This window comes from Sulfurimonas sp. (genome assembly GCF_028694605.1).
Lineage (GTDB): Bacteria > Campylobacterota > Campylobacteria > Campylobacterales > Sulfurimonadaceae > Sulfurimonas.
The window spans coordinates 38,915-65,005 of record NZ_JAQVKP010000008.1 but is presented as its reverse complement, the minus strand read 5'-3'; the positions used below and the strand labels follow the sequence as shown (position 1 = coordinate 65,005).

30 protein-coding genes and 2 tRNA genes are annotated in these 26,091 nt (G+C 39.9%); 14 read left to right on the top strand and 18 right to left on the bottom strand.

The annotated features are described in order from the left end of the window. Positions 1 to 8: 8 nt before the first annotated feature. On the bottom strand, positions 9 to 800 hold the full coding sequence (gene panB / locus PHY84_RS06255; protein WP_299858523.1) for a 3-methyl-2-oxobutanoate hydroxymethyltransferase: 792 nt from the start codon (positions 798 to 800) through the stop codon (positions 9 to 11). A gap of 90 nt (positions 801 to 890) precedes the next feature. On the opposite strand from panB, the gene PHY84_RS06250 reads away from it, so the two are divergent. Both PHY84_RS06250 and trpA read left to right on the top strand, forming a co-directional pair. Further along, on the top strand, positions 891 to 1,295 hold the full coding sequence (locus PHY84_RS06250) for an Hpt domain-containing protein (RefSeq protein ID WP_299858521.1): 405 nt from the start codon (positions 891 to 893) through the stop codon (positions 1,293 to 1,295). Next, positions 1,292 to 2,032: a tryptophan synthase subunit alpha gene (trpA, locus tag PHY84_RS06245; protein ID WP_299858520.1), complete on the top strand. Its 741-nt coding sequence runs from the start codon at positions 1,292 to 1,294 to the stop codon at positions 2,030 to 2,032. Before PHY84_RS06250 ends, trpA begins: the two co-directional genes overlap by 4 nt. Before the next feature lie 33 nt (positions 2,033 to 2,065). On the opposite strand, the gene PHY84_RS06240 is transcribed toward trpA, so the two are convergent. The 4 genes from PHY84_RS06240 to PHY84_RS06225 all read right to left on the bottom strand — a co-directional run bounded on the left by PHY84_RS06240 (position 2,066) and on the right by PHY84_RS06225 (position 3,064). Further along, a tRNA-Arg gene (locus tag PHY84_RS06240) sits at positions 2,066 to 2,142 on the bottom strand. A 65-nt stretch (positions 2,143 to 2,207) separates the two neighbouring features. Then, positions 2,208 to 2,426 carry a hypothetical protein gene (locus PHY84_RS06235; RefSeq protein WP_299858519.1) on the bottom strand — a complete coding sequence of 73 codons (219 nt, stop codon included), beginning with the start codon at positions 2,424 to 2,426 and terminating at the stop codon, positions 2,208 to 2,210. Positions 2,427 to 2,430: 4 nt separating this feature from the next. Further along, complete coding sequence (locus PHY84_RS06230) at positions 2,431 to 2,658, bottom strand: hypothetical protein (RefSeq protein WP_299858518.1); 228 nt, start codon at positions 2,656 to 2,658, stop codon at positions 2,431 to 2,433. A 157-nt stretch (positions 2,659 to 2,815) separates the two neighbouring features. Further along, positions 2,816 to 3,064: a hypothetical protein gene (locus tag PHY84_RS06225; RefSeq protein WP_299858517.1), complete on the bottom strand. Its 249-nt coding sequence runs from the start codon at positions 3,062 to 3,064 to the stop codon at positions 2,816 to 2,818. Positions 3,065 to 3,304: 240 nt separating this feature from the next. Between PHY84_RS06225 and PHY84_RS06220 the strand changes: the two genes are divergently transcribed. The 4 genes from PHY84_RS06220 to PHY84_RS06205 are packed head-to-tail and all read left to right on the top strand — an operon-like array spanning position 3,305 to position 7,155. Then, complete coding sequence (locus PHY84_RS06220) at positions 3,305 to 3,739, top strand: RimK/LysX family protein (protein ID WP_299858516.1); 435 nt, start codon at positions 3,305 to 3,307, stop codon at positions 3,737 to 3,739. Then, positions 3,736 to 4,668 carry a 30S ribosomal protein S6--L-glutamate ligase gene (gene rimK / locus PHY84_RS06215; protein WP_299858515.1) on the top strand — a complete coding sequence of 311 codons (933 nt, stop codon included), beginning with the start codon at positions 3,736 to 3,738 and terminating at the stop codon, positions 4,666 to 4,668. Before PHY84_RS06220 ends, rimK begins: the two co-directional genes overlap by 4 nt. A 2-nt stretch (positions 4,669 to 4,670) precedes the next feature. Further along, on the top strand, positions 4,671 to 5,702 hold the full coding sequence (locus PHY84_RS06210; RefSeq protein WP_299858514.1) for a peptidase M42: 1,032 nt from the start codon (positions 4,671 to 4,673) through the stop codon (positions 5,700 to 5,702). A gap of 10 nt (positions 5,703 to 5,712) precedes the next feature. Next, complete coding sequence (locus tag PHY84_RS06205; RefSeq protein ID WP_299858513.1) at positions 5,713 to 7,155, top strand: mechanosensitive ion channel domain-containing protein; 1,443 nt, start codon at positions 5,713 to 5,715, stop codon at positions 7,153 to 7,155. Positions 7,156 to 7,208: 53 nt separating this feature from the next. On the opposite strand, the gene PHY84_RS06200 is transcribed toward PHY84_RS06205, so the two are convergent. Continuing rightward, the gene (locus PHY84_RS06200) at positions 7,209 to 7,340 is read right to left on the bottom strand and encodes a hypothetical protein (protein WP_299858511.1); all 132 of its coding nucleotides are present in this window, start codon (positions 7,338 to 7,340) and stop codon (positions 7,209 to 7,211) included. A 130-nt stretch (positions 7,341 to 7,470) separates the two neighbouring features. Between PHY84_RS06200 and PHY84_RS06195 the strand changes: the two genes are divergently transcribed. Genes PHY84_RS06195 through PHY84_RS06185 form a run of 3 tightly spaced genes read left to right on the top strand, consistent with a single transcriptional unit; the run spans position 7,471 to position 10,913 of the window. Continuing rightward, positions 7,471 to 8,337, top strand: coding sequence for a radical SAM/SPASM domain-containing protein (locus PHY84_RS06195; protein WP_299858509.1), 867 nt, complete (start codon positions 7,471 to 7,473; stop codon positions 8,335 to 8,337). Between the two features lie 19 nt (positions 8,338 to 8,356). Next, on the top strand, positions 8,357 to 10,339 hold the full coding sequence (uvrB, locus tag PHY84_RS06190; protein ID WP_299858508.1) for an excinuclease ABC subunit UvrB: 1,983 nt from the start codon (positions 8,357 to 8,359) through the stop codon (positions 10,337 to 10,339). A 7-nt stretch (positions 10,340 to 10,346) separates the two neighbouring features. Further along, a complete protein-coding gene (locus tag PHY84_RS06185; protein WP_299858507.1) occupies positions 10,347 to 10,913 on the top strand; it encodes a DedA family protein in 567 nt (188 codons plus the stop codon). Between the two features lie 5 nt (positions 10,914 to 10,918). On the opposite strand, the gene pckA is transcribed toward PHY84_RS06185, so the two are convergent. Continuing rightward, positions 10,919 to 12,505: a phosphoenolpyruvate carboxykinase (ATP) gene (pckA, locus tag PHY84_RS06180; protein WP_299858506.1), complete on the bottom strand. Its 1,587-nt coding sequence runs from the start codon at positions 12,503 to 12,505 to the stop codon at positions 10,919 to 10,921. 173 nt (positions 12,506 to 12,678) lie between these two features. Here pckA and PHY84_RS06175 point away from each other — a divergent pair. Next, positions 12,679 to 12,754, top strand: a tRNA-Val gene (locus tag PHY84_RS06175). A gap of 1 nt (position 12,755) precedes the next feature. Here PHY84_RS06175 and PHY84_RS06170 read toward each other — a convergent pair. Beyond that, positions 12,756 to 13,904, bottom strand: a complete 1,149-nt coding sequence (locus PHY84_RS06170; RefSeq protein ID WP_299858505.1) for an aminoacetone oxidase family FAD-binding enzyme — start codon at positions 13,902 to 13,904, stop codon at positions 12,756 to 12,758. Positions 13,905 to 13,966: 62 nt separating this feature from the next. Here PHY84_RS06170 and rimO point away from each other — a divergent pair, with 62 nt between their 5' ends. Together rimO and tilS are read left to right on the top strand one after the other, a co-directional pair. Further along, the gene (gene rimO, locus PHY84_RS06165; protein ID WP_299858504.1) at positions 13,967 to 15,280 is read left to right on the top strand and encodes a 30S ribosomal protein S12 methylthiotransferase RimO; all 1,314 of its coding nucleotides are present in this window, start codon (positions 13,967 to 13,969) and stop codon (positions 15,278 to 15,280) included. Next, positions 15,273 to 16,286 carry a tRNA lysidine(34) synthetase TilS gene (gene tilS, locus PHY84_RS06160; RefSeq protein ID WP_299858503.1) on the top strand — a complete coding sequence of 338 codons (1,014 nt, stop codon included), beginning with the start codon at positions 15,273 to 15,275 and terminating at the stop codon, positions 16,284 to 16,286. Before rimO ends, tilS begins: the two co-directional genes overlap by 8 nt. Here tilS and PHY84_RS06155 read toward each other — a convergent pair. From PHY84_RS06155 to PHY84_RS06120, 8 genes are read right to left on the bottom strand one after another with little or no spacing between them, the layout of a single operon-like run. After that, positions 16,257 to 16,808 (bottom strand): hypothetical protein, encoded by a 552-nt coding sequence (locus PHY84_RS06155; RefSeq protein ID WP_299858502.1) that lies wholly within the window; start codon positions 16,806 to 16,808, stop codon positions 16,257 to 16,259. The genes tilS and PHY84_RS06155 overlap by 30 nt on opposite strands. Next, positions 16,798 to 17,352 carry a hypothetical protein gene (locus tag PHY84_RS06150; protein ID WP_299858501.1) on the bottom strand — a complete coding sequence of 185 codons (555 nt, stop codon included), beginning with the start codon at positions 17,350 to 17,352 and terminating at the stop codon, positions 16,798 to 16,800. Before PHY84_RS06150 ends, PHY84_RS06155 begins: the two co-directional genes overlap by 11 nt. Further along, positions 17,353 to 18,360 carry a hypothetical protein gene (locus PHY84_RS06145; RefSeq protein WP_299858500.1) on the bottom strand — a complete coding sequence of 336 codons (1,008 nt, stop codon included), beginning with the start codon at positions 18,358 to 18,360 and terminating at the stop codon, positions 17,353 to 17,355. Beyond that, positions 18,357 to 19,196: a tyrosine-type recombinase/integrase gene (locus PHY84_RS06140; protein WP_299858499.1), complete on the bottom strand. Its 840-nt coding sequence runs from the start codon at positions 19,194 to 19,196 to the stop codon at positions 18,357 to 18,359. The genes PHY84_RS06145 and PHY84_RS06140 overlap by 4 nt, the downstream gene beginning before the upstream one ends. Further along, positions 19,174 to 19,632: a hypothetical protein gene (locus tag PHY84_RS06135; protein ID WP_299858498.1), complete on the bottom strand. Its 459-nt coding sequence runs from the start codon at positions 19,630 to 19,632 to the stop codon at positions 19,174 to 19,176. The genes PHY84_RS06140 and PHY84_RS06135 overlap by 23 nt, the downstream gene beginning before the upstream one ends. Continuing rightward, positions 19,622 to 20,245: a lysophospholipid acyltransferase family protein gene (locus PHY84_RS06130; protein WP_299858497.1), complete on the bottom strand. Its 624-nt coding sequence runs from the start codon at positions 20,243 to 20,245 to the stop codon at positions 19,622 to 19,624. Before PHY84_RS06130 ends, PHY84_RS06135 begins: the two co-directional genes overlap by 11 nt. Then, positions 20,238 to 21,539, bottom strand: coding sequence for a tRNA (N6-isopentenyl adenosine(37)-C2)-methylthiotransferase MiaB (gene miaB, locus PHY84_RS06125; RefSeq protein WP_299858496.1), 1,302 nt, complete (start codon positions 21,537 to 21,539; stop codon positions 20,238 to 20,240). The genes PHY84_RS06130 and miaB overlap by 8 nt, the downstream gene beginning before the upstream one ends. A 9-nt stretch (positions 21,540 to 21,548) precedes the next feature. Then, positions 21,549 to 21,794: an HP0268 family nuclease gene (locus tag PHY84_RS06120; protein WP_299858495.1), complete on the bottom strand. Its 246-nt coding sequence runs from the start codon at positions 21,792 to 21,794 to the stop codon at positions 21,549 to 21,551. Between the two features lie 175 nt (positions 21,795 to 21,969). Between PHY84_RS06120 and nusA the strand changes: the two genes are divergently transcribed. Further along, positions 21,970 to 23,112: a transcription termination factor NusA gene (gene nusA / locus PHY84_RS06115; RefSeq protein WP_299858494.1), complete on the top strand. Its 1,143-nt coding sequence runs from the start codon at positions 21,970 to 21,972 to the stop codon at positions 23,110 to 23,112. Between the two features lie 3 nt (positions 23,113 to 23,115). Here the strand turns inward: nusA and PHY84_RS06110 are convergent, their stop codons facing one another. Next, the gene (locus tag PHY84_RS06110) at positions 23,116 to 24,075 is read right to left on the bottom strand and encodes an ABC transporter permease (protein WP_299858493.1); all 960 of its coding nucleotides are present in this window, start codon (positions 24,073 to 24,075) and stop codon (positions 23,116 to 23,118) included. An 81-nt stretch (positions 24,076 to 24,156) separates the two neighbouring features. Next, positions 24,157 to 25,488: an OprD family outer membrane porin gene (locus PHY84_RS06105; protein WP_299858492.1), complete on the bottom strand. Its 1,332-nt coding sequence runs from the start codon at positions 25,486 to 25,488 to the stop codon at positions 24,157 to 24,159. Between the two features lie 138 nt (positions 25,489 to 25,626). On the opposite strand from PHY84_RS06105, the gene PHY84_RS06100 reads away from it, so the two are divergent. Further along, the gene (locus PHY84_RS06100) at positions 25,627 to 26,091 is read left to right on the top strand and encodes a hypothetical protein (protein WP_299858491.1); all 465 of its coding nucleotides are present in this window, start codon (positions 25,627 to 25,629) and stop codon (positions 26,089 to 26,091) included.

Here is a 26,091-nt window from a genome sequence, read left to right as displayed (position 1 = left end):
TCTGCTCTTTAGTAAGTGTGGATATCTTGGGGAAACTCTTTTGATTTTACATCATCAGCATATTGCCCAACTGCTTTTTTGACTAAAGCTGCACCGTTCATATATTTTTTTACAAATTTTGGCGTAAACTCCTCAAAAAGTCCAAGCATATCAGAAAAGACAAGCACCTGCCCATCCACATCTTTGCCTGCCCCGATACCGATAACGGGGATTGAGACACTTTTGGCAACAACGGCTGCAACATCCGCCTTGACACCCTCAATCACCATACAAAAAGCACCTGCCCTCTCTACTGCCTGCGCATCTTTGATGAGCTGTTCCTCTTCCTCTTTTGTTCTGCCTTTAACTTTATAGCCGCCCTCCGAGCGAAATGCCTGCGGCAAAAGCCCGATATGCCCACATACCGCAATACCGTTGGAGCATAGGTGTTCTATGATGTGTGCCTTATCCTCTCCGCCTTCTATCTTGAGCGCATCAGCCGTAGTCTGTTGAAAAACAGTAATAGCATTTTTCAAAGCTTCCTTTTTATTTACATAGGTTCCAAATGGCATGTCGGTGATGATAAAGCTATTTTTTGCACCCATAGCAACAGCGTTGGTGTGGTATATCATCTGTTCAAGCGTTGCACTCAAAGTATCACTCTTGCCTGCAAAACTCATATTTAAACTGTCACCAACCAAAATCATGTCAGAACTACTCTCCAAAAGCTTTGCAAAAAGTGCATCATAAGCGGTTATCATAACCAAAGGCGTAACACCCTTGCTTTTCTTGATTGAAGTAATTGTCATCTTTTTAGTCATTTCAAACTCTTTTATAAACTCTGTTTATTTAATAAAAAGCATTTTAACGAAAAATTGATATAATTTTAGACTTATAGGAGAAAATATTTTATGGGCATAAGAAGTGATTTAGATTCTAACTTTGATTATGAAATAGTCGATGAATTTTTAGATCACTATTCTATTATGGTTGATTCGATGGAAGTCATGATTCTTGATTTGACAAAGCCAAACATGTACCGGCAGAGCGTTAATGAACTTTTTCGAGTTTTTCATAACATAAAATCTGCTTCAGGTTATTTGAAAATAACATCCATGACAAAGCTTGCAACTTTTGTGGAAGAAGCGCTTGAAGAGATACGCACAAACCATACAAAAGTTAATGAAGAGACACTCAACTGGCTTCTTGGCATTAGCGACATGTTTGCCATATGGAAAGATGATTTAAAATCCGACAACGAACTTACTCATGTCAAATATTCTCTGCTAAAATTACCTGATTTGGAAACACCTTGAAAAAACTTGTAGCATACATCACATCCGGATACCCTGAAAAATCTTTTAGCATTGATTTGGCGCTGGCACTTCATGAAAATGGAGTTGACACTCTTGAGCTTGGCATACCATTCTCTGACCCTGTTGCAGATGGTCCTTTGATAGAAAAAGCAAACCAGAGAGCACTTGAACTAGGATTTAAGTTTGAGCATCTTTTAGAGATTTCAAAAGCAATCGCTCCAAAGGTAGATACACTATGGATGGGCTATTTCAACAGTTTTTATCAACACAATATGCAAAAACTAATCCCTCTGGCAAGAGAAATTGGCGTCAACGGATTTATAATTCCGGATTTGCCTTACGAAGAAAGTCTTGCGTATTCTTCGCTTTTTGACACAAACAATCTGGCAAATATCAGCTTTGTCGCTCCAACAGACAGTGAAGCAAGAATCCACAAGATTGTCAGTGATGCAAAAAAATTTATCTATATGGTTGCTTATACCGGCATTACGGGGTCTGGAGCCGCAGAAGATTTGCAACCGATTCTGAGGACTATCAAAAAATATACACAAACTCCTGTTTATGTAGGCTTTGGAGTTAATGAAAAAACAGCAAAAGAGAAAGTAAGAGGGGCAGACGGAGTTATAGTCGGGAGCGCTTTTGTCTCTATACTCTTAGATGAGAAACTCGGTTATGAAGAGAAAATAAAAAATTGCAGCAAGCTTGCGCAAATAATAAAAAGTGAGATAAACAGCTAAATCTGATTGTTGAATGGATGAAGAGTTTGTAAGTGGTACGCCCGAAGGGATTCGAACCCCTGACCACTGGTACCGCAAACCAGTGCTCTATCCAGCTGAGCTACGGACGCACATTATCTCTATTTAAGAGACCGAAATTATATCACTCTTAACTTATAGAATGATAAAAACTGCGTTAAATTTCTAATGTTTTTGTAATTTCTTCTATTTTTTTTTCCTGAAGATAGAGCTCGTGATTTTTGCGAACATAAGCTTGAAGCAATACTTTTAAATCATTGTTGCCGTCAATATTGAAATCTTTTCTCATCTGTTGCTCCAAAAAAGGAGCAAAACCATCATCTATATCAACATCAAAACGGCGTCCGGCTATATATAACCCAAGCTTTTTGCTCATTACTCTAAGCCATTATACTTTCTAGCTTTTCTACAATAGACTCTATTTCTGAATCTTTGAGTGCATTTTGTTCCGTAAGTTTTTCTATCTCTTGATTTTTGAGTTCATTTTGAGCTTGAAGCTTCACCATCTCTACTCTCAACGCCTCATTCTCTTCTTTTATCATTTTATATTGATCAACCATTGCTGAAACTTTGTCACTTAATCTTGCTAAAGTTGTTTGATTTTGCATAAAAACCCCATCCATCTTATATTAATATAATTCTATCATAATTTAAAAACGAGCCGCTAGCAGAATGCTCTTATGCGGAATCTTATTGTAATGTGAGTTACACTTTTTGGATAAAATCTCATATTTCATCCAAAAAAATATGCTGCCAATCTCCGGACTAGTCATAATCCTCTGAAAATTTACCGCGGGATTTGATTTTTTCTACATGACCATAATCATCTTCATCATCATCCCATCCGCCGTCTAATTCATTTTCAACAATTCTCTCATACCCCATTTTATTGAGCTCATCATCTATCTCTTCTTGGTTAATGCCATTTTTTCTACTAAAGTCTAAAATAGAATCGATGTCTTTTCGCATAACACCATTCAACTCTAACATAAATTCCAAATCTTTCAACGTCATATTTGCCCTCTTAACAAATACCTTTCACTTCTGTGAATGCCTTGCACTGTCGCACAATCACCTTAGGCTTTTAAAGCCACCTAATACTAAATACAACTTTGTTGCATTTAGTATAACTCCCTTATTTATACAAAATTATACTCACAAATAAAAAAAAGTTTGCTAAAAAAAGTCTTAAAAAAACTACCGTATCTTACCTATATTATATGCTATAATCTCCCTAAAATATTGGATTTTTCGATGGTAAAAAAGAGAATTATCGGCAGAGTAGAAGTCATCTCCATTCCAATTTTAGAACTATACAATCTTGATGCAAAAATTGATACAGGTGCGGACTCCAATGCACTACACTGCGATGCCATCTTTGTTGAAAACGACATAGTCCATTTTACACTTGTTGATGAAGTGCACCCAACGTATAACTATAAAAAAATGACTTTGCCTCTTTATAAGATGAAACGCATTAAGAGTTCCAACGGAAAGACGGAAAACAGACCATCTGTACGTGTCAAGGTTAATTTTTTTGGAAAAAGCTATACAACGGTCATATCTCTCACCAATCGCTCTGACATGAAATATCCGATGCTTATAGGAAGAAAGTTTTTAGCAAAAAAATTTTTAGTTGATGTTTCACGAGAATATCTCACACAGCAGACAAAAGAGGAGAAAAAATGAGAATTTACATACTATCAAGAAACAAGGAACTCTACTCTACAAAAAGATTGGTAGAAGCTGCAGAAACTAGAGGGTGGGAAGCACATGTTATCGACTATCTTAAATGCAGTATAGAGATAATGAAAGACGAGCTCAAAATCAACTATGAGGGGCAAGAGCTTCCGACACCGGATGCAATCATCCCAAGAATAGGTGCAAGCAGAACATTTTACGGTACGGCAATGGTACGACACTTTGAGATGATGGATGTCTTTAGTGCAACAGGTTCTTTGGCAATCAAGAGAAGCAGAGATAAACTAAGAAGCCTTCAGATTCTTTCAAAAAACGGTATTGATATGCCAAAAACCGTCTTTGCTTCCAACAAATCAAGCGCGAAAGATGTTATTGCACTCAGTGGTGGTGCACCGCTTGTGCTTAAGATACTTGAGGGAACACAAGGAGTGGGTGTTGTTTTGGTAGAAAGTGAAAAAGCTGCCAAATCTGTACTCGATGCCTTTTACGGGATGGATGTCAACCTCCTTGTTCAAGAATACATAGAAGAAGCAGGCGGTGCGGACATCCGTGCTTTTATCGTGGATGGAAAGGTCGTGGGTGCCATGAAACGTCAAGGAGCGGAGGGAGATTTTCGCTCCAACCTACATCAAGGCGGAAGTGCCGTAGCACATAAACTCACCAAAAAAGAGAAAGAAACCGCACTTGCAGCCGCAAAAGCAATGGGGCTTGGCATCTGTGGAGTTGATATGATTCCATCGTCTCGCGGACCGCTTGTTATGGAAGTAAACTCTTCCCCCGGGCTAGAAGGGATTGAAAAATCAACAAAAATAGACATAGCCGGCAAAATTATGGATTATATAGCACAACATGTTGCTCCAAAATGCAAGACGCACCCAAAAAAAAGAAAAATCAAAAAAGATAGTATCGGGGCATAAGCGTGGAACTATTTTATGATATCCTAAAGCAGCTTATCCGTATTCCCAGTGTCGTGGGAGCGGAACAGCCTTTTTTTATGTTCATCAAAAGAGAGCTTGAAGAACTTGGCATCACTGTTAAATATTACGACGGTGTACTTGTGGCAAAAGGGAGTAGCCCTCAAAGCGGCTATATCTCGGCACACGCCGACAGGCACGGGCTTATCTGCACGGGACACAATGAATTTCAGTATGCGGCGTTTATCGCAAAAAACAAAGCTGATTTGACTGGTGATTCCAACTCGGAACAGCTTTTACGCAACTTTACTGCCAGATTTATGGATGAGAAAGTACAGGCTTACCAACCATGGGCTGGAAGCTACCTTGGGCTAGGCTCTATTAAAGATGCCTTTTTATGCGAAAGAAGAAACAACATTATTTTTAAAATAGACGGTTTTGACTATCTTTTGCCCGGAATCCCTATCGCTTTTATGGATAAACTTGTGATTAACGACGATTTGGTCTCTGCACAGCTTGACAATGTTATCAGTATTGCCATTATCATCTATCTATATTCTCTTGGATATCAGGGAACTGCCTTTTTTACGGCTTCAGAAGAGGCTGGTAGGAGTTGGAGGTTTTTGCTGGAGTGGTTTAGACGTTTTGATATAAAAACGGATGAGCTGCTTGTACTGGACACAAGCCCGTACCCAACGCTAGAAGAGATACGTAACATCGATATTGTCCTTAGACACAGAGACTCCAATGCTATTTTTCGCTCTGCTTTAAAAAACAAAATCAAAAAAATAGCAATAAAAGAGAAAATCAAATTTAATTTTAAAGATACTTATCTTAAAAACAAAATGCGTAAAAACGGAACAGTAAGCTCGCTAGGAACAACCGAACTTGGAAGACTCATCCATGCAACAAAAGGCGAAATTCAAGGAACAACACTCCAAATACCGACTATCGGTTACCATACCGTCAATGAAACGACAACCACAAGAGCTATTGAGAGCATGATAACTGTTTTAAAACAGCTCTACAAAATATAAAGAGGATAAAATGCGAAACTTTATACCAATTCTGTTATTTGTCTCTTTGTTTCTAAATGCACAAAATGTTGACTATCTTGAGAAGGAGAAAAACAGTTGGCTACAAGTCTATAGCAACTCCCTCAAAGCGCAAGCACTTGATGAAGAGATAAAAACACTTGAAAAATCGATAAAAGAGTCATGGGGAAAGAAAAAAACAGAACTTAAACAACTTCTTGAACTGCAACAAAGCAAAAAGAAAATTATTGATGAGCTTCCACAATCTTTTGACACCATTCTTGATAAAATTACACTTGAAAAAGTTGAAGAGATTACTCTCTTGGAGTTTATCTTTACTAACCAAAAAAGCAAATTTAAGATTCAAACACAGCGTCTTAACCTTTTAGAGGATGAATTTATTCAAGCTCTTACATTTTTAGAAAAAGAGCTTGCAACAACCAAAGAGCTAGAGGTTAAGAACGTCACCAAGGAACAACAACTTCAAAAAGCACTTGATTTTTTTGGAAGTGCCGCTGGACTTTTAGATAACAAAAAAGAAGTTTTAAGACGTACAAAACAGAGTTATCTTAACGAACTTGAGACATATAAGCAGACGCAGCTGCCGATTCATGTTGTTAAAATCGCCATTTTGTTTCTCATGTTTTTTCTGTTTCATCTACTAAAGTATTTTATTTCAAAAAAAATCAAAGATGATGACCGCCTCTTTAGAATGAAACGTGTGCTTAACATCACATTTTTCTTTGTTATTTTACTTATGCTTATCATCTTCAATATCAGCAATATTGTCTATGCAGCTACACTCATCGGTGTAATTGGCGCAGCAATGACGATAAGCATGAAAGAGTACATCCAAAGCATGGCTACATGGTTTCATCTATCATTTGGAAACTTTATCAAAGTCGGAGACAGAATTCTTATCCAAATCAATAACAATCAAATCATAGGCGAGATAATCGACATATCCCTCTTTCAAGTTACTCTTTACGAAGGTATCAACAATACAACGGCACTCAATTTAAAACGCTCCGGAAGAACAGTTTTTATACCAAACAACTTTTTTGTGACCAACTATGTCTATAACTATACGCATGATAAGATGAAAACTATCTACGACCTCATAGAGTTTCGTCTCTCTTTTGACGCAGATACAAAAAAGATTGAAGAGCTTGTAAGCGCAGTAGCTTTAGAGGCAACAGAGCGTTATATGGATGTTGCTTCAAAGCAGTTCTCAAGCCTAAAAAATCGCTACGATATGCGCTCTCGTGAGTTTCGACCGCGTGTCCATTTTATTCCGGATGAAAAAAATCCCTGCTTTATACTTTATGTCTGGTATGCAGCACCTTATCATCAGATAATGGAATTAAAATCGCAACTGAGCCAAAAAATCGTCAAAAAACTTCTTGAGAATGGAGTTGAATTTTACAAAAGTCAAAAAGGAAGTGAGATATTCTAAAATAGGTCAACGGTAAAGACCTATCTTAGAAGGAGAAATAGAAAAATCAGATATTAATGAATATCTGTATTTGGGTGGTTGGGCTTGCTAATTGGAGCTTCCGCTTCGTTAGCATCATAATGTACAATATCGTTAGCTTGGAGAGCACCTAGTGTCAATGCGATTAGTAAGATGATTTTTTTCATCGTGTGTCCTTTGGTAAGAGAGCGTTACCCTCTAATATTTTAAATCGGAGAAATTTTATCCGATTTATCTTTTGTCTTTCTTATCTCTTTTTAATTATCTTTTTGTTTTAAGTTTTACCTAAGGAATAAGATGAAATTTCATCGTGTCTATATCGAAACAACAAATATCTGCGGTCTGGCATGCAGCTTTTGCCCTCCAAAACAAGAGCCGTCAAAAACCATGACGCTCCCTTTTTTTGAAAATGTGCTGCAACAGCTTCGCCCATACACAAAGAGTATTGCTCTGCATGTGATGGGTGACCCTTTGACACTCTCAAATCTACATGACTATCTTGATATCGCCCAAAAACACGCTTTTGAAGTGGAGCTTACGACAAGCGGCTACTATCTTCAAAGACATAAAAGCGCTACTCTTTTTCATCCTGCGGTACGCCAGCTCAATATCTCACTTAACAGTTTCAACAAAAACAGCCTGACAATGCCCTTTGGCACCTATATTGATGCAATTTTTCGTCACTGCGCACAAAAACTGGCACACTATCCAAAACCGTTTATCAATCTTCGTCTTTGGAATCTTGATACCTTTGCAAGTGAAGCTTCATATAACACGATGGTTTTTGAAAAGCTCAACACTTTTTTTGGCTCTTCTCTTGATGAAAACAGTGTTTATAAAGAAAAACCTGCATCCATCCGCTTGGCATGCAAAGTGCTTCTTGATTTTGACAACTACTTTGAGTGGCCGTCCATGAGTGCAACGCACAAAAGTGATGGGACATGCCACGGACTCAAATCACACATCGGCATCCTTGCAAACGGAACTGTTGTTCCATGTTGTCTGGATGGGGACGGTGTTATCAACCTAGGCAATCTTAACCAAACAAGCCTCAAAGATATTTTGAGTGCCAAAAGAGCGCAAGATATCATTGATGGTTTTAAAAACAGCATAGCAGTAGAGGAGCTATGCAAAAAATGCACCTACAAAAAGCGGTTTGGTTAACTCTGGTATAATCGCATCCATGAATAAAAAAAACACCTTCCAAGTAGTATCAGACTATGAGCCTGCGGGCGATCAGCCAAAAGCGATAGAGGTTTTGAGCAGCTCTATCCTCAAGGGCAACCGCTATCAAACCCTTGAGGGAGTAACTGGAAGCGGCAAAACACACACGATGGCACGTATCATCGAAAAAGTACAGATGCCGACCATTATCATGACGCACAATAAAACACTTGCGGCACAGCTCTACAGCGAGTTTCGGCAGTTTTTTTCCAAAAACCATGTTGAGTATTTTGTAAGCTATTATGACTACTACCAGCCTGAGGCTTATATACCGCGCCAAGATCTTTTTATAGAAAAAGACAGTGCTATCAATGATGAACTTGAGCGCTTGCGCCTCTCCTCAACAGCTTCTCTGCTCTCTTATGATGATGTTATTGTCGTGGCTTCCGTCTCTGCAAACTACGGTCTGGGAGACCCAGAAGAGTATGAAAACATGGTACAGTCCGTTGCCATCGGCGACACTATTGCACAAAAAAAACTGCTCTACCGTCTTGTGGAGATGGGCTATACAAGAAATGACACCTATTTTGACAGTGGGCACATACGGGTAAACGGCGAGAGTTTGGATGTTTATCCGCCATACTTCGAGCAAGAGGCGGTTCGCATTGAGTTTTTTGGAGATGAGATAGAGGCGATTTATACCTTTGATGTCATAGACAACAAAAAACTTGAGGAGCATAAACAGCTTACTATCTACGCAACCTCCCAGTTTAGCGTCAGGCAAGAAAAAATGGCTATCGCTATCAAACGGATAGAAGATGAGCTGCATGAACGTCTGGCTTACTTTCAAAAAGAGGGAAAGATTGTTGAGTACCAACGCCTCAAACAGAGGGTGGAATTTGACCTTGAGATGCTCCAGACAACAGGCATGTGCAAAGGGATAGAAAACTACTCAAGGCTGCTTACTGAAAAAAAAGCGGGAGAAGCACCATACACACTGCTTGACTACTTTGCGCTGCACCACAAAGAGTATCTAGTCATCGTCGATGAATCACATGTTTCGCTTCCTCAATATCGCGGTATGTATGCGGGTGACAGAGCAAGAAAGGAAGTTTTGGTAGAGTATGGCTTTCGTCTGCCAAGCGCACTTGACAACCGCCCGCTTATGCTTGATGAGTACATCACAAAAGCTCCGCACTACCTTTTTGTCTCGGCTACGCCATCAAAATATGAACGGGAACTCTCAAGCGTAAAAGCAGAGCAAATTATACGACCAACAGGGCTTTTGGACCCCATCTTAGAGGTAAAACCGTCCACTAACCAAGTAGAAGATATCCATGATGAGATAAAAAAAGTGGTAGCAAAAAATGAGCGTGTACTTATAACCGTTCTGACCAAAAAAATGGCAGAAGCACTTACCAGATACCTCGCTGATTTGGGCATAAAAGTACAGTATATGCACTCCGACATCGACACCATAGAGCGCAACCAAATCATAAGAGCATTGCGCCTTGGAGAGTTTGATGTGCTTATCGGCATCAATCTTCTTCGTGAAGGGCTTGACCTGCCAGAAGTAAGCCTTGTTGCGATTTTGGATGCCGACAAAGAGGGCTTTTTAAGAAGCGAAACCTCACTCATACAGACCATCGGACGTGGGGCAAGAAATGCAAACGGCAAAGTTATCCTCTATGCCAACAAGGTAACGCTCTCTATGCAAAAGGCCATCGATACTACCAACGCAAGAAGAGCGATGCAAAATGAATTCAACAAAACACATGGCATCACACCGACAACCACTATCCGAAAACTTGATGAGAATCTCAAAGTAGAGGATTATGGCGCCATTTACCAAAAAAATAAAAAAATAGATAAAATGCCGGCTTCAGAGAGAAAAGCACTTGTTACACAACTCTCTTTAAAGATGAAAGAGGCTGCACGAGAACTTAACTTTGAAGAGGCTGCACGCCTGCGTGATGAGATAGCAAAACTCAAAAAATTATAGGATTAGCATGGAAGATACATTTAGCAACTTAGCCACTTACGGTTACATAGGACTTTTTCTCTACTCGCTTGGCGGAGGATTTGTGGCGATTGTCGCCGCCGGAGTTCTCTCTTATATGGGAAAGATGGATTTGGGACTCTCCATATTTATAGCGTTTATGGCAAATGCACTCGGGAGTTTTATGCTTTTTTATATGGCACGCTACCAAAAAAGTATGATGATGGATGGGCTTCGCAAACATAGAAGAAAACTGGCTCTTGCACATCTTTTGCTCAAAAAAAACGACTCTTGGATTATTGTCGTTCAGAAGTTTATCTATGGCATAAAAACTATTATCCCCATAACCATCGGACTTACAAAATATGATTTTAAAAAGTTTGCATTTTTTAATATTTTCGGAGCCGCTCTCTGGGCTTTAGTTTTTGGATTTGGAAGCTTTTACTCTGGAGGATTTTTGGTAAAAATGGCAGAAGCCGTCGCCGAGAGACCTTGGATAGCGCCAATCATTCTGGTAGTTTTCGGAGTCACCTTGTGGACTTATATGAACTATGCAACAAAAAAGAAGCAAAAGTAGAGAGATCAACCCCCTACTTTTGGTCCTGCAGCAGAGTAGTCAAACTCACTATCTTCTTTTTGGTACTTTTTAAAGTTTTTGATAAACATCTCCGCCAAAGTATCTCTTGTTGCATCAAAAGCCTCTTTGTCGCTCCACGCATTTCTCGGGTTGAGTATCTCAGGGTTGATATCTCCTAGCGTTTTAGGCACATGAAGTCTGAATGTTTTTGTGGTGTCAAACTCACTTTTGTTTATACTGCCATCAAGAATAGCGTTGATACAAGCGCGGGTATCTTTGATGCTCATTCTCTTGCCCACACCATACGCTCCGCCTGTCCATCCTGTATTTACAAGATAAACATGAACATTATGCTCATCAATTTTTTCACCTAAAAGCTTGGCATACACCGTCGGATGAAGCGGTAAAAAAGCCTCTCCAAAACATGCGCTAAATGTAGCAACCGGCTCAGTGATGCCTCTCTCGGTTCCTGCCACTTTAGCAGTATAGCCGCTTAAGAAGTAGTACATTGCCTGATCACGAGTAAGTTTTGAAACCGGAGGAAGAACGCCAAAAGCGTCGGCAGTTAAGAAGATGATATTTTGAGGATGTCCGGCACTTAGCGAGACTTCGTGGTTTTTAATATGCTCTATAGGGTAAGAGACGCGAGTGTTTTCTGTTTTGCTTCCGTCATTGTAGTTTACGATACCATCATCATCAAGGACAACATTTTCAAGCAGTGCGCCTCTTTTGATAGCATTGTAAATCTCAGGCTCGTTGTTTCCGTCAAGGTTAATCACCTTGGCATAACATCCGCCTTCAAAGTTAAAGACACCCTTGTCATCCCAGCCATGCTCATCATCCCCGATAAGTTTTCTGTAAGGGTCGGTTGACAATGTAGTCTTTCCCGTACCGCTTAGTCCGAAGAAAAGTGCTGTATCACCATTCTTTCCGACATTGGCAGAGCAGTGCATGGAAAGCTTATTCTCCAGCGGCAGCCAATAGTTCATCATAGAGAAGATACCCTTTTTCAGTTCTCCGCCATACCAAGTACCACCGATAATCGAAAGATTGTTTTCGATATCAAACAAAACAAAAACTTCTGAGTTTAACCCATGCTCTTTCCACTTCTCATTTACTGCTTTACAAGCATTTAGAACCGTAAACTGTGGCTTAAAACCATCAAGCTCAGTTTCAGTCGGGCGAATGAACATATTTTTTACAAAATGCGCCTGCCACGCTATCTCTGTAACAAAACGGATGGAACGCTTTGAGTCAACACTTGCGCCACTATAAACATCAGTAACATAAAGGTCTTTGCCTGAGAGTTGCTCTCTTGCCACCTCTAAAAGCTCTTTAAAAATTTCTTCACTTACTTTATGATTAACATCACCCCAAGCGATGTATCTGTTGGAAGGGTCTCTATCAACGAAATATTTATCTTTTGGACTGCGCCCTGTAAAAACGCCTGTATCCACGGCGGTAGCGCCCTGTTTTGTAAGCACGCACTCACCATTCTCTATCTCGTGGCGAATTAACTCATCATAACTAAGATTATGATAAATCTTACCAACATTCCTTAAACCTATCTCTTCTAACTCGGTTAAGTTCATAACTTGCCTTATGGTACTTTTTTAATTATAGACGAAATTATACACCTAACATACCTAAATCCAAAGTAAATATACTCCTCAATTTACGAAAATTTAACAACTTTTTCATCAAACAAAATAAAGAGTCTATTTGAAAAATTACTTTAAGTTTTTTTTGGTAAAATTCCACCCTCGCTCGCATAACTCAGTTGGTAGAGTGTTACCTCGACAAGGTAAAAGTCACTGGTTCGAGTCCAGTTGTGAGCACCACTTAGCTTCTATTTATTTCTTTTGCACAGATATATCCACTGCTAAATGCCCATTGGAAGTTGTATCCGCCTAATTCTCCGGTTACATCTACTGCTTCACCTATAAAATAGAGATTTTTCACATCCAATGCTTCCATAGTGTAGGGGTTTAGCTCCTCGCTCAAAACTCCGCCGCGGCTTACTTCGGCTTTGCTAAAACCGAAATTTCCTGCCGGTGCAAACTCGTATGCGTGGATATTTTCTAGCTTTTTTTTGGATTCGTTACTGATTTTTTTGCACTCGGTGTCTTCTACTTCCAGTGCCTCCAATAGCGCTTTTGATAGTCTTTTTGGGAGTGGGATGAGGGAGCTTAAGAGCTTTTTGCTCCCTTTTATAAGCTCTGAAATATTGGCATCAGGGAGAAAATCTATAGCGATGTTGCCCTTTTGCCAGTAGAGCGATGCGCTTAAAACTGAGGGCCCGCTTATACCTTTATGTGTAAAGAGAAGCTCTTCTTTGATAGTTTTTGCACCCACTTTTATGGCAGCCATGCAGCTAAGACCGCTTAACTCTCTCATCCAAAACTGCTCTTTTTGCACCGTAAGCCCTACAAGTGCGGGAGTAAACTCTTTGACTTTGATACCAAAACTCTTGGCTATCTCTAGGGCAATGTCGGTTGCTCCCAAATCCTTGTAGCTCTTCCCGCCCGTTGCAACCACTACTTTTTTGGCTCTTAAACTCTCTTTTTGGGTTTGTACATGAAAAAGTTCACCCTCTTTTTTAACCCACAAGATATTGCTACTCAAGTGCATTGCTACATCTTTTGTCGCTTTTTTGAATATTTCTATAATTTCGCTTGAGGAGTCTTTGCAAAAATAGTAGCGTTTTTTGCGGAGTTCTGGGACAACGCCGTTTTGGCGGAGGTACTCAAGAAGATCATCTCTGGAAAATTGCTCAAAAACATGGAAGATAAAATCTTTATCCCCATCAAAATTCTCTTGACTTAGCTGTGCGTTGGTAATGTTGCATTTGCCGCCGCCCGAAATTTTAAGTTTTTGGGCGATTTTACTGTTGCACTCCACCATGCCTACTTGCAACTTCTTATCAATATTGGAAGCGCACATAAGCCCGCTTGCTCCTGCGCCAAGGATTAAAACATCATATATTTTCATGCCGAAATTATACTTTATGGCACCTTTAGATATAATACAAAAAATATTTAAAAGTAGCATAAATGAGCAACAAACTTCATATCGTATCTTTAGGATGCACAAAAAATCTCGTTGACACTGAAGTGATGATGGGCAGGCTTCAAAATTTTGAGCTTACAGACAACCAAGAGGAGGCGGATGTTATCATCGTAAATACTTGCGGTTTTATCGATGCGGCAAAACAGGAGTCCATCAACACAGTTTTAAATCTTCATGAAGCAAGAAAAGAGGACTCTGTTTTGGTTATGGCGGGGTGTTTGAGCGAGCGGTACAAAGAGGAGTTACGCCAAGATATGCCAGAGGTTGATATCTTTACGGGTGTTGGTGACTATGACAAGATAGATGAGCTGTTGGTGGAGAAAAAGAGCCGTTTTTCGGAAGAAGTTTATCTCATTGACGGTGCTCAGAGGGTAGTGACGGGTTCAACCTATCATGCTTACATCAAGCTCTCAGAAGGGTGTAACCAAGCGTGCAGTTTTTGTGCTATCCCATCTTTCAAAGGAAAACTAAAATCAAGAACGCTGGAGTCCATTGCCAAAGAGGTTGAGGGGCTTGTTGCAAAGGGGTATTGGGATTTTTCATTTGTTTCTCAAGACAGTTCTTCGTTTTTGAGAGACCAAAATGTCAAGGACGGTTTGAGCCTGCTTATTCAGCGTATAGAGCTTATTGATGGGGTGAAGAGTGCGAGGATCCTCTATCTCTACCCATCTACGACAACACTCACGCTTCTTAAAAACATAGCAAAAAGCGAGATTTTTCATAACTACTTTGATATGCCCATCCAACACATCAACAACGATATGTTACGCATCATGAAAAGAGGTTTTGGCACAAAAGAGACACTTGAACTTTTGGAGTTTATGAGAGGACTTCCAAACTCATTTGTACGCACAAGTTTTATCGTCGGGCATCCGCAGGAGAGCGAGGAGATGTTTAAGCAGATGTGCGAGTTTGCGGCAAATTTTGGCTTTGACCGTATCAATGTTTTTGCCTACTCCGATGAAGAGACGACAACTGCACATGAGATGAAAGATAAAATCCCTGCAAAAGTTATCAACAAAAGAGCGGCGATTCTTGGTAAAATCGCCTCTGAGGTTATGGAGAAATCACTTCAAGGCGAAATCGGCAAAGAGGTTCAAATCGTCATTGACGCTCAGAGTGATGAGCATGAGTATCTGCTTAGTGCAAGAGAGCTTCTTTGGGCGCCTGAGATAGACGGTGAAATCTATGTAAACGACCAGACAAATGAGGCACAGCTGGAATTTGGCAAAGCCTATAGAGCAAAAATCACCGGCAGTGTCGGTTCTATCTTGACTGCGACTGTAGAGAATGGTTGAAGAATCTCTCCTCTTTAAGCTTCGGGATAAAAAAAATCTCTTAGCATTCTCGGGCGGAGCAGATTCTACTGCTCTGTTTTTTCTCCTCCTAGAACACAAAATCCCTTTTGATATAGCTATAGTTGACTATGGCATGCGTGAGCAGAGCAAAGAGGAAGTTGCCTATGCACAGGAGCTTGCCAAAACACACAACCTTAAGTGCCATCTGCATACCGCACCAAAGATAGAGAAAAACTTTGAAGCAAAAGCACGAGAGATTCGCTACGCTTTTTTTGAAAAAATCATCAAAAAAGATGGGTATGAAAACCTCCTTACCGCACACCACCTCGGAGATAGGTTTGAGTGGATGCTGATGCAGTTTTGCAAGGGTGCGGGATGTGTGGAGCTTGTAGGGATGCAAAAAGAGCAAAAAAGAGACTATTATACTCTTGTGCGCCCACTGCTGCATCTTGACAAAAAAGAGCTTCTTGCCTATCTTGAGGCGAACAAAAGGGTCTATTTTGAAGATGAGAGCAACATGGATGAGGATATCAAGAGAAACTCATTTAGACACAACTACTCGCTTCCTCTTTTGGAAAAGTATCTTGGCGGTATAAAAAAAAGTTTTGAGTATCTTGACGAGGATAGAACAAATCTCATAGAAGAGATTGTTGTGCATGTGTTGGATGATTTTGCCTATTTTAAACGCTCCAACAATGCAAGAACGGATATTTTTGCCATCGACAAATACCTCAAATCACGGCTTTATATGCTTAGTGCAAAAGAGAGAGAGCTTTTAAAAAACAAGAGTGTTCTTGTAGTGGGCAGAAAGTTTATAGTTGCTTTGGGCAAGGAGTATATCTTTATAACGCCTTTTGAGCAAGAGGCTGTAAAAATGGATGCAAAGTTCAAAGAGGCTTGCAGAATTTTAAAGATAGAGCCTAAACTGCGTCCCTATCTTTACAAAAACAGCAGTGCGTTTTTGAAAGTCAAAGAGCTAGTTGGGCATAACGATACTACTGTTTGAATCTTTTTTGTTATTATAAACCCGCATCGTAAAAGAGGAGTGAATCATCTCTCCCTCTCTTTTAAAATTGATAGGGAAGTTAACCGAAATAATCCAGTCACCTTTACCCAAAGCGTCTAAAAAGTTATAAAAACTCTTCGGCGAACTTATCTCAGAACTCGCATTGACCTCATAGACGCTAAAACCGTCCTCCTCTTCAAGAGATTCTTTTTTAAAAATATGCAAAGAGGTAAAAAAAGCTCTGTGCTGTTTAGTAAAGCGTTCAGGATTAAACTCGGTTTCAAACGCTTTAATCGCATGAAGATTGTCACTCTGTAGTTTCTGAAGAATTACCTCTTTTTGGGCTGCAAAATCACTAAGCTGCTTTAATTCAACGTTTTCATTGGCAAGTTCACCTCTTGTGATGCGGTACTTTTTTCCCTCCGGAATCAAAACCATAAATGAAAAAACCAAAACAAAAACAAGCAAAAAGAAAGAAGATGCCAAAAGATAGATACTTTGTCTTGAAATATTAATCTTCACTGTTTCTCTCCTCCTGTTTTTCAAAATTTCCTGCTTCATCTGTTTGGTCTATATAGTTGGTTGACACAAAGCGCAGCCACCCGTTTTTCTCTGGGTAAAAACTACTGTATGTTCTGTGAAATATGGAACGAAGCGGTGCTTGAAGCATAAAATTATAGACATCTCTATTTGGCGTAATACCGTAGAGTACAAGCCCATCTTGCATAATATTTGCTTCCGTAAGCGTTATCCTACTCGGTACCAAGTCAAAAAGGTTTGTGATGCTCTCTTTAAGCACACTGTTTTTTGTCAAAATTTTCTCTGCCAGGAGACTTTGCTTCTCTACGGTAGCTATCTCTTGGCTCATCTTTGTAATTTTGCCTTCCAGCTCCTTTTTTTGCTGGTCTATCTCTACCAAATCCTGCCCATAACGATAATCTTTAAAAAGCAAAAAGCCATAAGTAGCAAAAAGCATAAAAAGCGTTACGCCAAAAAAAGTAAGCAGAAGCTGTAAATCTTTTGTAAAAACAGTTTTATTTCTGGGTTTTATATAGCTGTAGCGCATCTATACCTCTGCTTTTGCCATATCACAAAGTGAGGCACCAAGGTCTATCCTTCTTATAAAAACGGTCAAAAAAATCTCTTCTTCCAAATAGTTTTTAAAATCAGAACTCACGCCGACACTATCAGCAATATAAATACTCTCAACAAACTGGCTTTTGTATTTTGGGTCTTTATAAAAAGTATTAAGAGCACTCTGAACTAAAACAAACCGTTGATAATCTTCATTGAAAACTCCTGAAGATGGGGTATGCTGCTCTTTTTCATGTACTACTTCATTAGGCACTGCCTCTTCAGAAAATTCATCCATAGTATCATCTGCATCCAAATCTTCTATAACACCAAAATCTTCAAATCCGGAAGCATCATCCTCTATGGCAATATCCTCTAAATCAATCCCGTCTATCATGCCTGCATCCAACTCCTCATCTAAAGAAGAGTCAACCAAAAGAGCATCGCTCCCTTTGCTGTGCTTCATGCTAAGATATTCCCCATAAAGAAGCTTCCCGTTATCAAAAACAGTAAAAGAAAGGGAGTTGCTCTCTACCAACACAAAGATAGAAAGCGTACTATCTATCTTGTCCTTGAAAAAATTTGCCAGAAGCGCAAACGGAGAGAAGATAAAGTCAATGCCGATACTTCGATAATCATGTTTTATAGCCTCTAAATCATACTCCGATGTATAAAATGCCCAGTCATTTGAGTAGCACCGATACTCTGAGGCATTAATATCACAATATTTTCCCATTTCACTTGTCGTACACGTAGGCATAGCACCCTGAGCCAGGGATTTATCTAAAACAGAGATGTAGCAAAAAGGGGATTCTTTGTAAAAGGTACTGATAAACTCATGCATCTGCGCATTCATAGTAGTTGTAGCAAAGTACTTGTGCATACTGCGCTCTACTTTTTTACTAGAGCAAATCTCCACAAAAACCAGACTCTGCGTGTTCTCTACAACAATATTGACAAATACTCTTGCATATAAAGAGGAAAAAAGTTTGCTTATCATGACTCTTTTATCCCGCAAAGCGGATGCGCCATACTGTAATTTTGTTGTTTCAATGCACTGCCCAGCTTTGTGTATATTTGTGTTGTAGCCATAGACGAGTGTCCAAGCAACTCACTTACATCGGCAATCGGCGCATGAGCGTTGAGCAGTTGCGATGCAAAAGAGTGGCGGAGCTGATGCGGAGAGACTTTGAGCCCTACTCTTCTAAAGACTTTTATAACCATATATCTTAGACTGTTTTCGCTTAATTTTTCGCCATTTTTTTCAAAAACAAATTTATTTCGCTTATATTTGCTCAAATACTCATCAAGTAATTTTTTAGAACTATTAAGCAGCGGCACATCTCTTTGTTTATTTCCTTTTCCTATGACACGCACCCACTCCTTCGAGACAGCCTGAATCTCCAAAGAAGAGAGCTCTGAGATACGAAGACCAAGCGTATAGAGCATTGTTACAACTACCCTCTCTTCAAGTTCAGAGCTCAAGAGTGCCTCTACGATATGCTCATGGGCTATTGGTTTTGGCAAGGTTTTTGCGATTTTAATGCTCTCATCTGCCTTTAAAACCACTCTTACCCCATTGTCATTCAGATACTCTGCAAACGAGCGCACGGCACTCAGTTTTTTACTGATTGTTTTAGGGTTTAGCGAAGCTATTTTTATGCGATAAGGCATAAGATTGAGAAGAATATGCCCCTTTTCTTCCATGGCTTCTATGTGCAAAAATGCTTCATTTAAAGAGCCGTCGTAGCTTTTTATAGTAAAGTCGGAATAACCTCTTATCTCTTCAAGAAAGAGAAGAAACTCTTTTTGTTTAGTTTTGAGTAACTTTTTCAAGGAGCTTCTCAAATTTTGCATGATAAGCTGCGGCTTCTTGCACAAGCTCTTTATCGGTTACCACGCTTGGAGCCAGTTTTACATAGGAGCCTACCATTATGTTGCACATCATTTTTATCTTTGCTCTGTCAACATCAGATATCTGTTCATGTTTTGCGATTGCATCGATGCTCTTCATATACTCTTTTGCCTCTTGGATATAAGCGACATACTTAAGTGATATTTGCGACTGCGCCATAATAGTTGCCGCCATTCGATTGTAGAGGTCAATACCAAAGGCCTCTTTTGCGAGATTGTACGCTTCAGTGTACTCGCCTACTTCATAATAATATTTTGCACGAAGGGACTTTTCGTAAGACGGGTTGACAATGAAATAAAGAGCCATAACAAAAAGCATTGATGCAGCGATGATAACGACAAACAATCTACTCTTCATCTTTTTTTAACCCCTTTTGAATCATCTCTTTGGCACTCTGCATATCCAACCCACACACATCAATAGGCAACGTAGCATAATAGTTAAGTATGCCAAAAGGCTTTGGAATGGTAAATTTATCCCAGCTCTCCAGTTGCCAAAACTTTGCCGATGTCACCCTCACCAGAACAACCTTGGCTTCTGCTTTCTGTGCCATTGCTATTATACCATCTGCTACCTCATGTCTGGGACCTTTTGGACCATCCGGCGTAATTCCTATATCATAACCATCTTTAAGCGCCCTGATTCCTTGCATCAAAACTCTTGTTGCATTTCTGTTTGTGGAGCCTGCAATGGTTTCAAGTCCGAAATAGGCAATAGTTTTGGAAATCAGCATTCCATCAAAATGGCTTGAGATAAGTACTTTGGCGTGTGGCTTTTTTCTATATACGAAGTAAAGGTATGGAAGCATCAAAAGCTCCCCGTGCCAACAAGCAAAGATAGTCGGCTCATCTGGGATGCTAAGAGGTGCGTAAAAGTTTTTTTTGTTTGTAGCGTAGATAAATCTGATGAACAAAGAGGCTAAAAAAGGAACAACAAGAAGCGCCAATGCTCGAAAAAATTTCTTAGCCAACAACTTCCCCGCTCAAAATTGTTCTGCCTATCGCTGTTATCTTGACATTACGAAATTCGCCCAAAAGCTCATCGGAGCCTTTGACTTTGATAAGAAGATTGTTGTCGCTTCTGCCGCTGACGAAGTAATCCTGATTTAACTCTTCAAAGTAAACACGATACACTTTTCCAAGCTGCATCTTGTTTTTCTCATCCAAAATATCGGTTGCAAGATTTTGCAGAGTTGTAAGTCTCATAGAAGCGACATCTTCATCCACGACATTTGTAAAGTGTTCTGCCTCGGTTTCAGGACGCGGGGAGTACTTAAATGAGAAGATTTGGTCAAACTTAACACGTCGCATCACATCAAGCGTATCTTCAAACTCCTCATCACTCTCGCCTGGGAATGCAACGATAATATCTGTGGAAACACTTACTTCAGGACATAGAGCTTTTAGCTTCTCCACTCTGTTTAAAAACCACTCTTTTGTGTAGCCTCGCTTCATATCTTTGAGAACTTTTGAAGAGCCGCTTTGAAGCGGCATGTGCATCGACTTGCAAATCTTAGGGTTTGATGCAAATTCACTTAAAAACTCATCATCCATGTGAAAGGGATGCGGAGATGTAAACCGAATCCTCTCCAACCCATCAATAGCACTCAATCTTCTTAATAGTTCCGTAAAATTTACCTTCTCATGCTCTCCCGAAAAACGGCGACCGTAGTTGTTTACATTTTGTCCTAAAAGAAAGACCTCTTTTGCCCCGCGCTCAACTGCCTTTTGTGCTTCACGCAAAATAAGCTCTATAGGAATAGAAATCTCTTCTCCGCGTGTTTTTGGAACGATACAGTAGGTACACGCTTTGTCACACCCGATGGAGACATTGATGTAAGCTTTGTATGGAGATGTACGGAAGTCATTGAAAGCAAATTCACTTTCATCGTAGTTTATATCTATCTCAACGGCTTTGTCTTTGTGCAAAACTTCTGTAATTTTAGACACATTTCTCGCACCCAAAACAAAACTCACATAAGGTGCACGTTTGATAATCTCTTCGCCAAGGTGCGATGCAGTACATCCGCAAACACCGATTTTTGCACCCTCTTTTCTCTTTTTGTTAAAAACACCAAGTTCTGAAAAGAGTTTTGCCACAGGCTTTTCTCGGACCGAACAGGTGTTAATGAGAATCAAATCAGCGGTTGTGATATCATCTGTTGTCTCGTAACCCTCTTTTTCATGCAGTTCTGCGATGATATGCTCGCTATCCCGTGAGTTCATAGCACAGCCGAGCGTCTCTAAAAATAGTTTTTTTGACACCGCTGCTTCTTAGTTGATGATATGAACTTGATACATATACTCATTGTCCGAGAGTCCGTATCTTACTTCAGTCATATAAAAGCTCTTTCCCTTTGCTTCAAAATAGTCTTGAAGCTCAAGCAAATCTTTATGTGAATTTTCTCTATCGAAGTAGAAAATCACGCTCTCATCTTTCTCAACAGCAGCCTCAATCTTTGCCAATTCCGCTTTTTTCGGTTTTGCAGTAAGTTCAGTTCTTGCAAATTTTAAATCCATAATTAATCCTCAACTCTAGGGGTGCCCTATATTTTTTTTGCATTATAGTTGAACTCTACTAAAAATCCCATTAATGCTATTTTTATGCAACTTTGCTATAATAACACTCTTCATAAAAAATCCCCACTATTTTTATACACTGTTTTTTTATGATACCAACCAAACAAGGATAATTATGGAAAAAATTTTAGATATCGTTGACGCTATTGCCAATGAAAAAGGGCTAAAACCTGAGAAGGTAACAGAAGCACTTAAAGACGCATTTGTTCAAACTGCAAAAAGAGTTATCAACCCGAAATTTGCTTTCGAAGCAGTGATTAACAACCAAACAAAAACTATCGACATTATTCAAACTATTACAGTTGTAGCAAACAACGATGAAAGGCTCCAAGACCCGGAAGTTGCTCCTGCGTATATCTCCATTAAAGAGGCACGTGGGTATGATGACCAAGTGGAGCTTGATGACCAGCTTCAAATCCCGCACGAACTCGAAGAATACGGCAGAACAGCGGCTTCACAGCTCCATCGTGAGATAGAGTACCACATCCAAAGACTTGTAGAAGATGAAGTTTTCAACAAGTATAAATCCAAAATCGGCACTCTTGTCACAGGCAGGGTAACGCGTGTAGATCACCAAAATGCGACTTACATCGAAATTGATGAAATTCGTGCTGTTCTTCCGATGAAAAACCGTATCAAAGGCGAAGTGTTTAAAGTAGGCGACCACCTCAAAGCAGTGGTTCGCCGTGTTGATATGAACAAAGAAAACGGTATCCAAATAGAACTCTCACGTACTTCTCCAAAATTTTTGGAAGAGCTTTTGGCGCTTGAAGTTCCAGAGATTGCGGATGGAACGGTTATCATAGAAAAAAGTGCACGTATCCCGGGAGAGAGAGCAAAAATCGCTCTTATCAGCACACACTCACAAGTTGACGCTGTCGGCGCAACTGTCGGTGTCAAGGGTGTACGTATCAACGCCGTAAGTCAAGAACTTTTCGGAGAAAATATAGACTGCATCGAATACACAACTATTCCGGAGCTATTTATCTCAAGAATCATGAGTCCCGCTATCATCTCCGCCGTTGAGATTGAAAGAGATGAAAACGGCGTGGCTCAAAAGGCTATTATTACACTTCCATCAGACCAAAAATCAAAAGCAATCGGCAAAAACGGTATCAATATCCGTCTTGCATCTATGCTAAGCGGTATGAACATCGAGCTTGTTGAAAACGATGCAAAAGCACCAAAACGTGCAGAGATGCAAGAGCCGAGAGAGCAAAAAGAGGGTGTTGACGCACTTAAGGCGTTATTTAGCTAAATCTTATCCCCTAGTCATATACGGATTTAATTTTAAAAGGATTAAATCCGCTATCATATTTCCTAGCAGCGTTAAAAATGCAGTAATGATGAGTGTTCCCATGATGATTGGATAGTCACGGCTCATGGCACTCATATAAAAGAGCTGTCCCATTCCCTCTATTCCAAAAATCGACTCCAAAATCACGCTTCCGCCGATAAGCCCCGGCAGAGACAGTCCCAAAAGAGTAACTATCGGGGGCAAAAGATTTGGAAGAATGTAGTAGCGCAGCAGCTCTTTTTTCGCCAAACCGCGCGAGAGTGCGAAGTAGTAGTAGTCACTTTTGAGTATCTCTAACGTAAGAGAGCGGATGTAGATAACCATACTTCCAAGCCCCACAAATATCATAACGCCTATGGGCAAAGCCAGATGCCACGCCATGTCGAGATAATAGGCAAACCCCTCTTTTGGCTCTATGGAGTGCAGACCTGAGATTGGAAAAAGTCCAAGCATCAAAGAAAAAAAGATTATAAAAAGAAGTGCAAGATAAAACGACGGCATAGAAAAAGAGACAAGTGAAATCTGGCGGATAATGTAGTCGCTCTTTTTTTCATAATTCAAAGCTGCCTTGATACCAAGGTAGAGAGACATGATAAAAACTGCTACGAGCGATACAATGTTCACAACAAGCGTTACAGGGAGGCGTTTGAGTATCTCGGCACTTACATCTTGTCCTGAGACAAAAGAGATACCAAAATTGAGCGTCATGATGTTTGTAACCCAATCCGTATATTGCTCCAAAAGCGGCTTATCAAGTCCATAAACGGCTTTGAGCGTGGCTATCGCCTCTTCTGTCATATTTGGGTTAAGTTCGCCTGCTGCAAAAAAGCTGTTTGGTGCGGCATGAATAGCCAAAAAAGAGATGGCTGAGATAAAAAAAAGCATAAAGAAGATATAAAATATTTTTTTTAGTAACTGTTTCATGGGGGAAATTATAGCTAAATATAAGGGGCTAAGTGAGAAATCTTAGCCCCTTCAAGAGAAAAAAGGGAGTAGAGAGAAAAATTAGAAATTGTATGTTAAATAGATTTGGATATCTGTTGTTTTAACATCTTCTACTTCTCTATCGCCATGGATAAGTGCTAAAGATGTGTCAAGCGGTCCAAATTTCTTAGAAGCGACAAGTGCAACTTCTGTCAACTCTTCTTTACTAAAGAGCGTAGAATCTTTAGCGATATCTGCATTATAATAACCTAAGAGGAAATCTACACCTGCAAGTTTTGTCTCGGCAGAGAGTGCGAAAGACTCAGCGCCTACAGCAGAAACATAACCATAGTTCCACCACATCTCAGTGTATAGTTTTGACTGTCCGCCTGCCGTAGCGATAGAGCCTGTTGCAGTGTTTGCCACGCCTAACACACCTTTATCGTCAACATCAGAGTATGCCGCTTTAAATGTTGCAACATCTTTCATCTTATAGCCAACCATTGCTGCCCATGCAGTTGTATCTTCTGTATCAACACCGATAACACCTGTTGTACCGCCAATATTTGCTCTTTTGTCTAGGTCTGTATTTGCATACTGTACACCAACGCTAAGCCCTTCAATTTTTGAGCATTTTGCGTCCGCCTGAAGCCAATATGCCTGTGCGAAGTCAACCATATCGTAGTACCACGCTTGAATAGTTAGCGGCTTGAATGAGTTGTTTACCACACCAAATGCGTATGTTCCCTGTGTACCAAAAGTTGAGAATGTTCCATCTGCCGCAACATAACCTGCCGCTGTTGCGCCAAGGTCATTTAAGTTGCCGACACCGCCCTCGCGTGCACTTGTTCTATCATCGGCAGAGCCGTTTGATTTTCCTATAAAAGTAGCTACTAAAGTTGTACCCGGTAGAGACTGATTTATAAGCACAGCTGCTTCAAAAGTGTTTTTATCAACACCCCAGCTCTCAGTGAACGCTAAAGGTGTGTCAAGTGACTGACGACCGATTTTTAGCGTTGTGTCAAATGCACTTCCCGCCAACCAAACTTCATCAAACCACATAGCGCTGTCAACTTGAGCGCCGCCGACAAATCTTGCACCGGTAGATCCGCTTGCCGTATGTGCATTAGACCAAACACTATCAACAAGATTATGCTCAACACCAAGAGTTGTTACAACTTGTGTACCGACACCCGCAGAGACGCCTTTTGTCAAATCAGTTGTCAAATCAAGGCGTGCCGCAAAGTTTGTATAACCTGACTCTTTTGTAAAAAGATTTGGCGCATTCTCAGCATCCGAATCTTGTGTTCCGTAATATAGTTTAGCATTTCCTGAAACTTTTGTATTTTCAATTGCAAATGCGCTTGAACCAAGCAGTAAAACCGCTATCAAACTTAATTTTGTTACTCTCATTTTTGTTCTCCTAAACTTAACGTTGTCAACATAATGTCATATAGAAGATTAATTTAATATTAATTTATGGATTCTTTTTTATTTTTTCTATAAGTCAACAAAATAATTGTGTATAATTGTGTCATGAGAACATTAATTATGACAATATCTGCAGCTTTGCTGCTTGCTTCTTGTGCAAAAGTGGATGGTGCAAATCCGTCTCAAAACCAAGCATTAAATGCTATTTCAGGAAAAAAAGAGAGTGACAACAGTGGCTTTATGCAACAAAAGCTAGACAGATGGCTCAAAGAAGAATGGTCGCCTATTACAGAAGGAACAACACCGCCAAACGGTGAGACATCAGTAAAAATAGTCCCAAAGGAGAATGGTACTTCTGAACTTATAGATGCAAAAACTGGGGTTCTTTTAAAAAAAATGGATAAAGAGGAGACAAAAAGAGAGCAGGAACTCCAAGCCAAATACCAAGACGAGGAGAGACCTTTTACTCTTCAAGAGTATATAGATAAAATGGAGCGCTACAACAGCAGGGTAAGCTCAGATGAGAAAAACTCACATGTAGGTAAAATAAACGCTATGCCGGTGATTGGCACAGCGACAAAATAG

Coding starts and splice junctions, on each gene's coding strand:
- panB (WP_299858523.1), bottom strand. CDS start 800: ATGACTAAAAAGATGACAATTACTTCAATCAAGAAAAGCAAGGGTGTT.
- PHY84_RS06250 (WP_299858521.1), top strand. CDS start 891: ATGGGCATAAGAAGTGATTTAGATTCTAACTTTGATTATGAAATAGTC.
- PHY84_RS06235 (WP_299858519.1), bottom strand. CDS start 2,426: ATGAGCAAAAAGCTTGGGTTATATATAGCCGGACGCCGTTTTGATGTT.
- PHY84_RS06230 (WP_299858518.1), bottom strand. CDS start 2,658: ATGCAAAATCAAACAACTTTAGCAAGATTAAGTGACAAAGTTTCAGCA.
- PHY84_RS06225 (WP_299858517.1), bottom strand. CDS start 3,064: ATGACGTTGAAAGATTTGGAATTTATGTTAGAGTTGAATGGTGTTATG.
- PHY84_RS06220 (WP_299858516.1), top strand. CDS start 3,305: ATGGTAAAAAAGAGAATTATCGGCAGAGTAGAAGTCATCTCCATTCCA.
- rimK (WP_299858515.1), top strand. CDS start 3,736: ATGAGAATTTACATACTATCAAGAAACAAGGAACTCTACTCTACAAAA.
- PHY84_RS06205 (WP_299858513.1), top strand. CDS start 5,713: ATGCGAAACTTTATACCAATTCTGTTATTTGTCTCTTTGTTTCTAAAT.
- PHY84_RS06200 (WP_299858511.1), bottom strand. CDS start 7,340: ATGAAAAAAATCATCTTACTAATCGCATTGACACTAGGTGCTCTCCAA.
- PHY84_RS06195 (WP_299858509.1), top strand. CDS start 7,471: ATGAAATTTCATCGTGTCTATATCGAAACAACAAATATCTGCGGTCTG.
- uvrB (WP_299858508.1), top strand. CDS start 8,357: ATGAATAAAAAAAACACCTTCCAAGTAGTATCAGACTATGAGCCTGCG.
- PHY84_RS06185 (WP_299858507.1), top strand. CDS start 10,347: ATGGAAGATACATTTAGCAACTTAGCCACTTACGGTTACATAGGACTT.
- pckA (WP_299858506.1), bottom strand. CDS start 12,505: ATGAACTTAACCGAGTTAGAAGAGATAGGTTTAAGGAATGTTGGTAAG.
- PHY84_RS06170 (WP_299858505.1), bottom strand. CDS start 13,904: ATGAAAATATATGATGTTTTAATCCTTGGCGCAGGAGCAAGCGGGCTT.
- rimO (WP_299858504.1), top strand. CDS start 13,967: ATGAGCAACAAACTTCATATCGTATCTTTAGGATGCACAAAAAATCTC.
- tilS (WP_299858503.1), top strand. CDS start 15,273: ATGGTTGAAGAATCTCTCCTCTTTAAGCTTCGGGATAAAAAAAATCTC.
- PHY84_RS06150 (WP_299858501.1), bottom strand. CDS start 17,352: ATGCGCTACAGCTATATAAAACCCAGAAATAAAACTGTTTTTACAAAA.
- PHY84_RS06145 (WP_299858500.1), bottom strand. CDS start 18,360: ATGATAAGCAAACTTTTTTCCTCTTTATATGCAAGAGTATTTGTCAAT.
- PHY84_RS06135 (WP_299858498.1), bottom strand. CDS start 19,632: ATGAAGAGTAGATTGTTTGTCGTTATCATCGCTGCATCAATGCTTTTT.
- PHY84_RS06120 (WP_299858495.1), bottom strand. CDS start 21,794: ATGGATTTAAAATTTGCAAGAACTGAACTTACTGCAAAACCGAAAAAA.
- nusA (WP_299858494.1), top strand. CDS start 21,970: ATGGAAAAAATTTTAGATATCGTTGACGCTATTGCCAATGAAAAAGGG.
- PHY84_RS06110 (WP_299858493.1), bottom strand. CDS start 24,075: ATGAAACAGTTACTAAAAAAAATATTTTATATCTTCTTTATGCTTTTT.
- PHY84_RS06105 (WP_299858492.1), bottom strand. CDS start 25,488: ATGAGAGTAACAAAATTAAGTTTGATAGCGGTTTTACTGCTTGGTTCA.
- PHY84_RS06100 (WP_299858491.1), top strand. CDS start 25,627: ATGACAATATCTGCAGCTTTGCTGCTTGCTTCTTGTGCAAAAGTGGAT.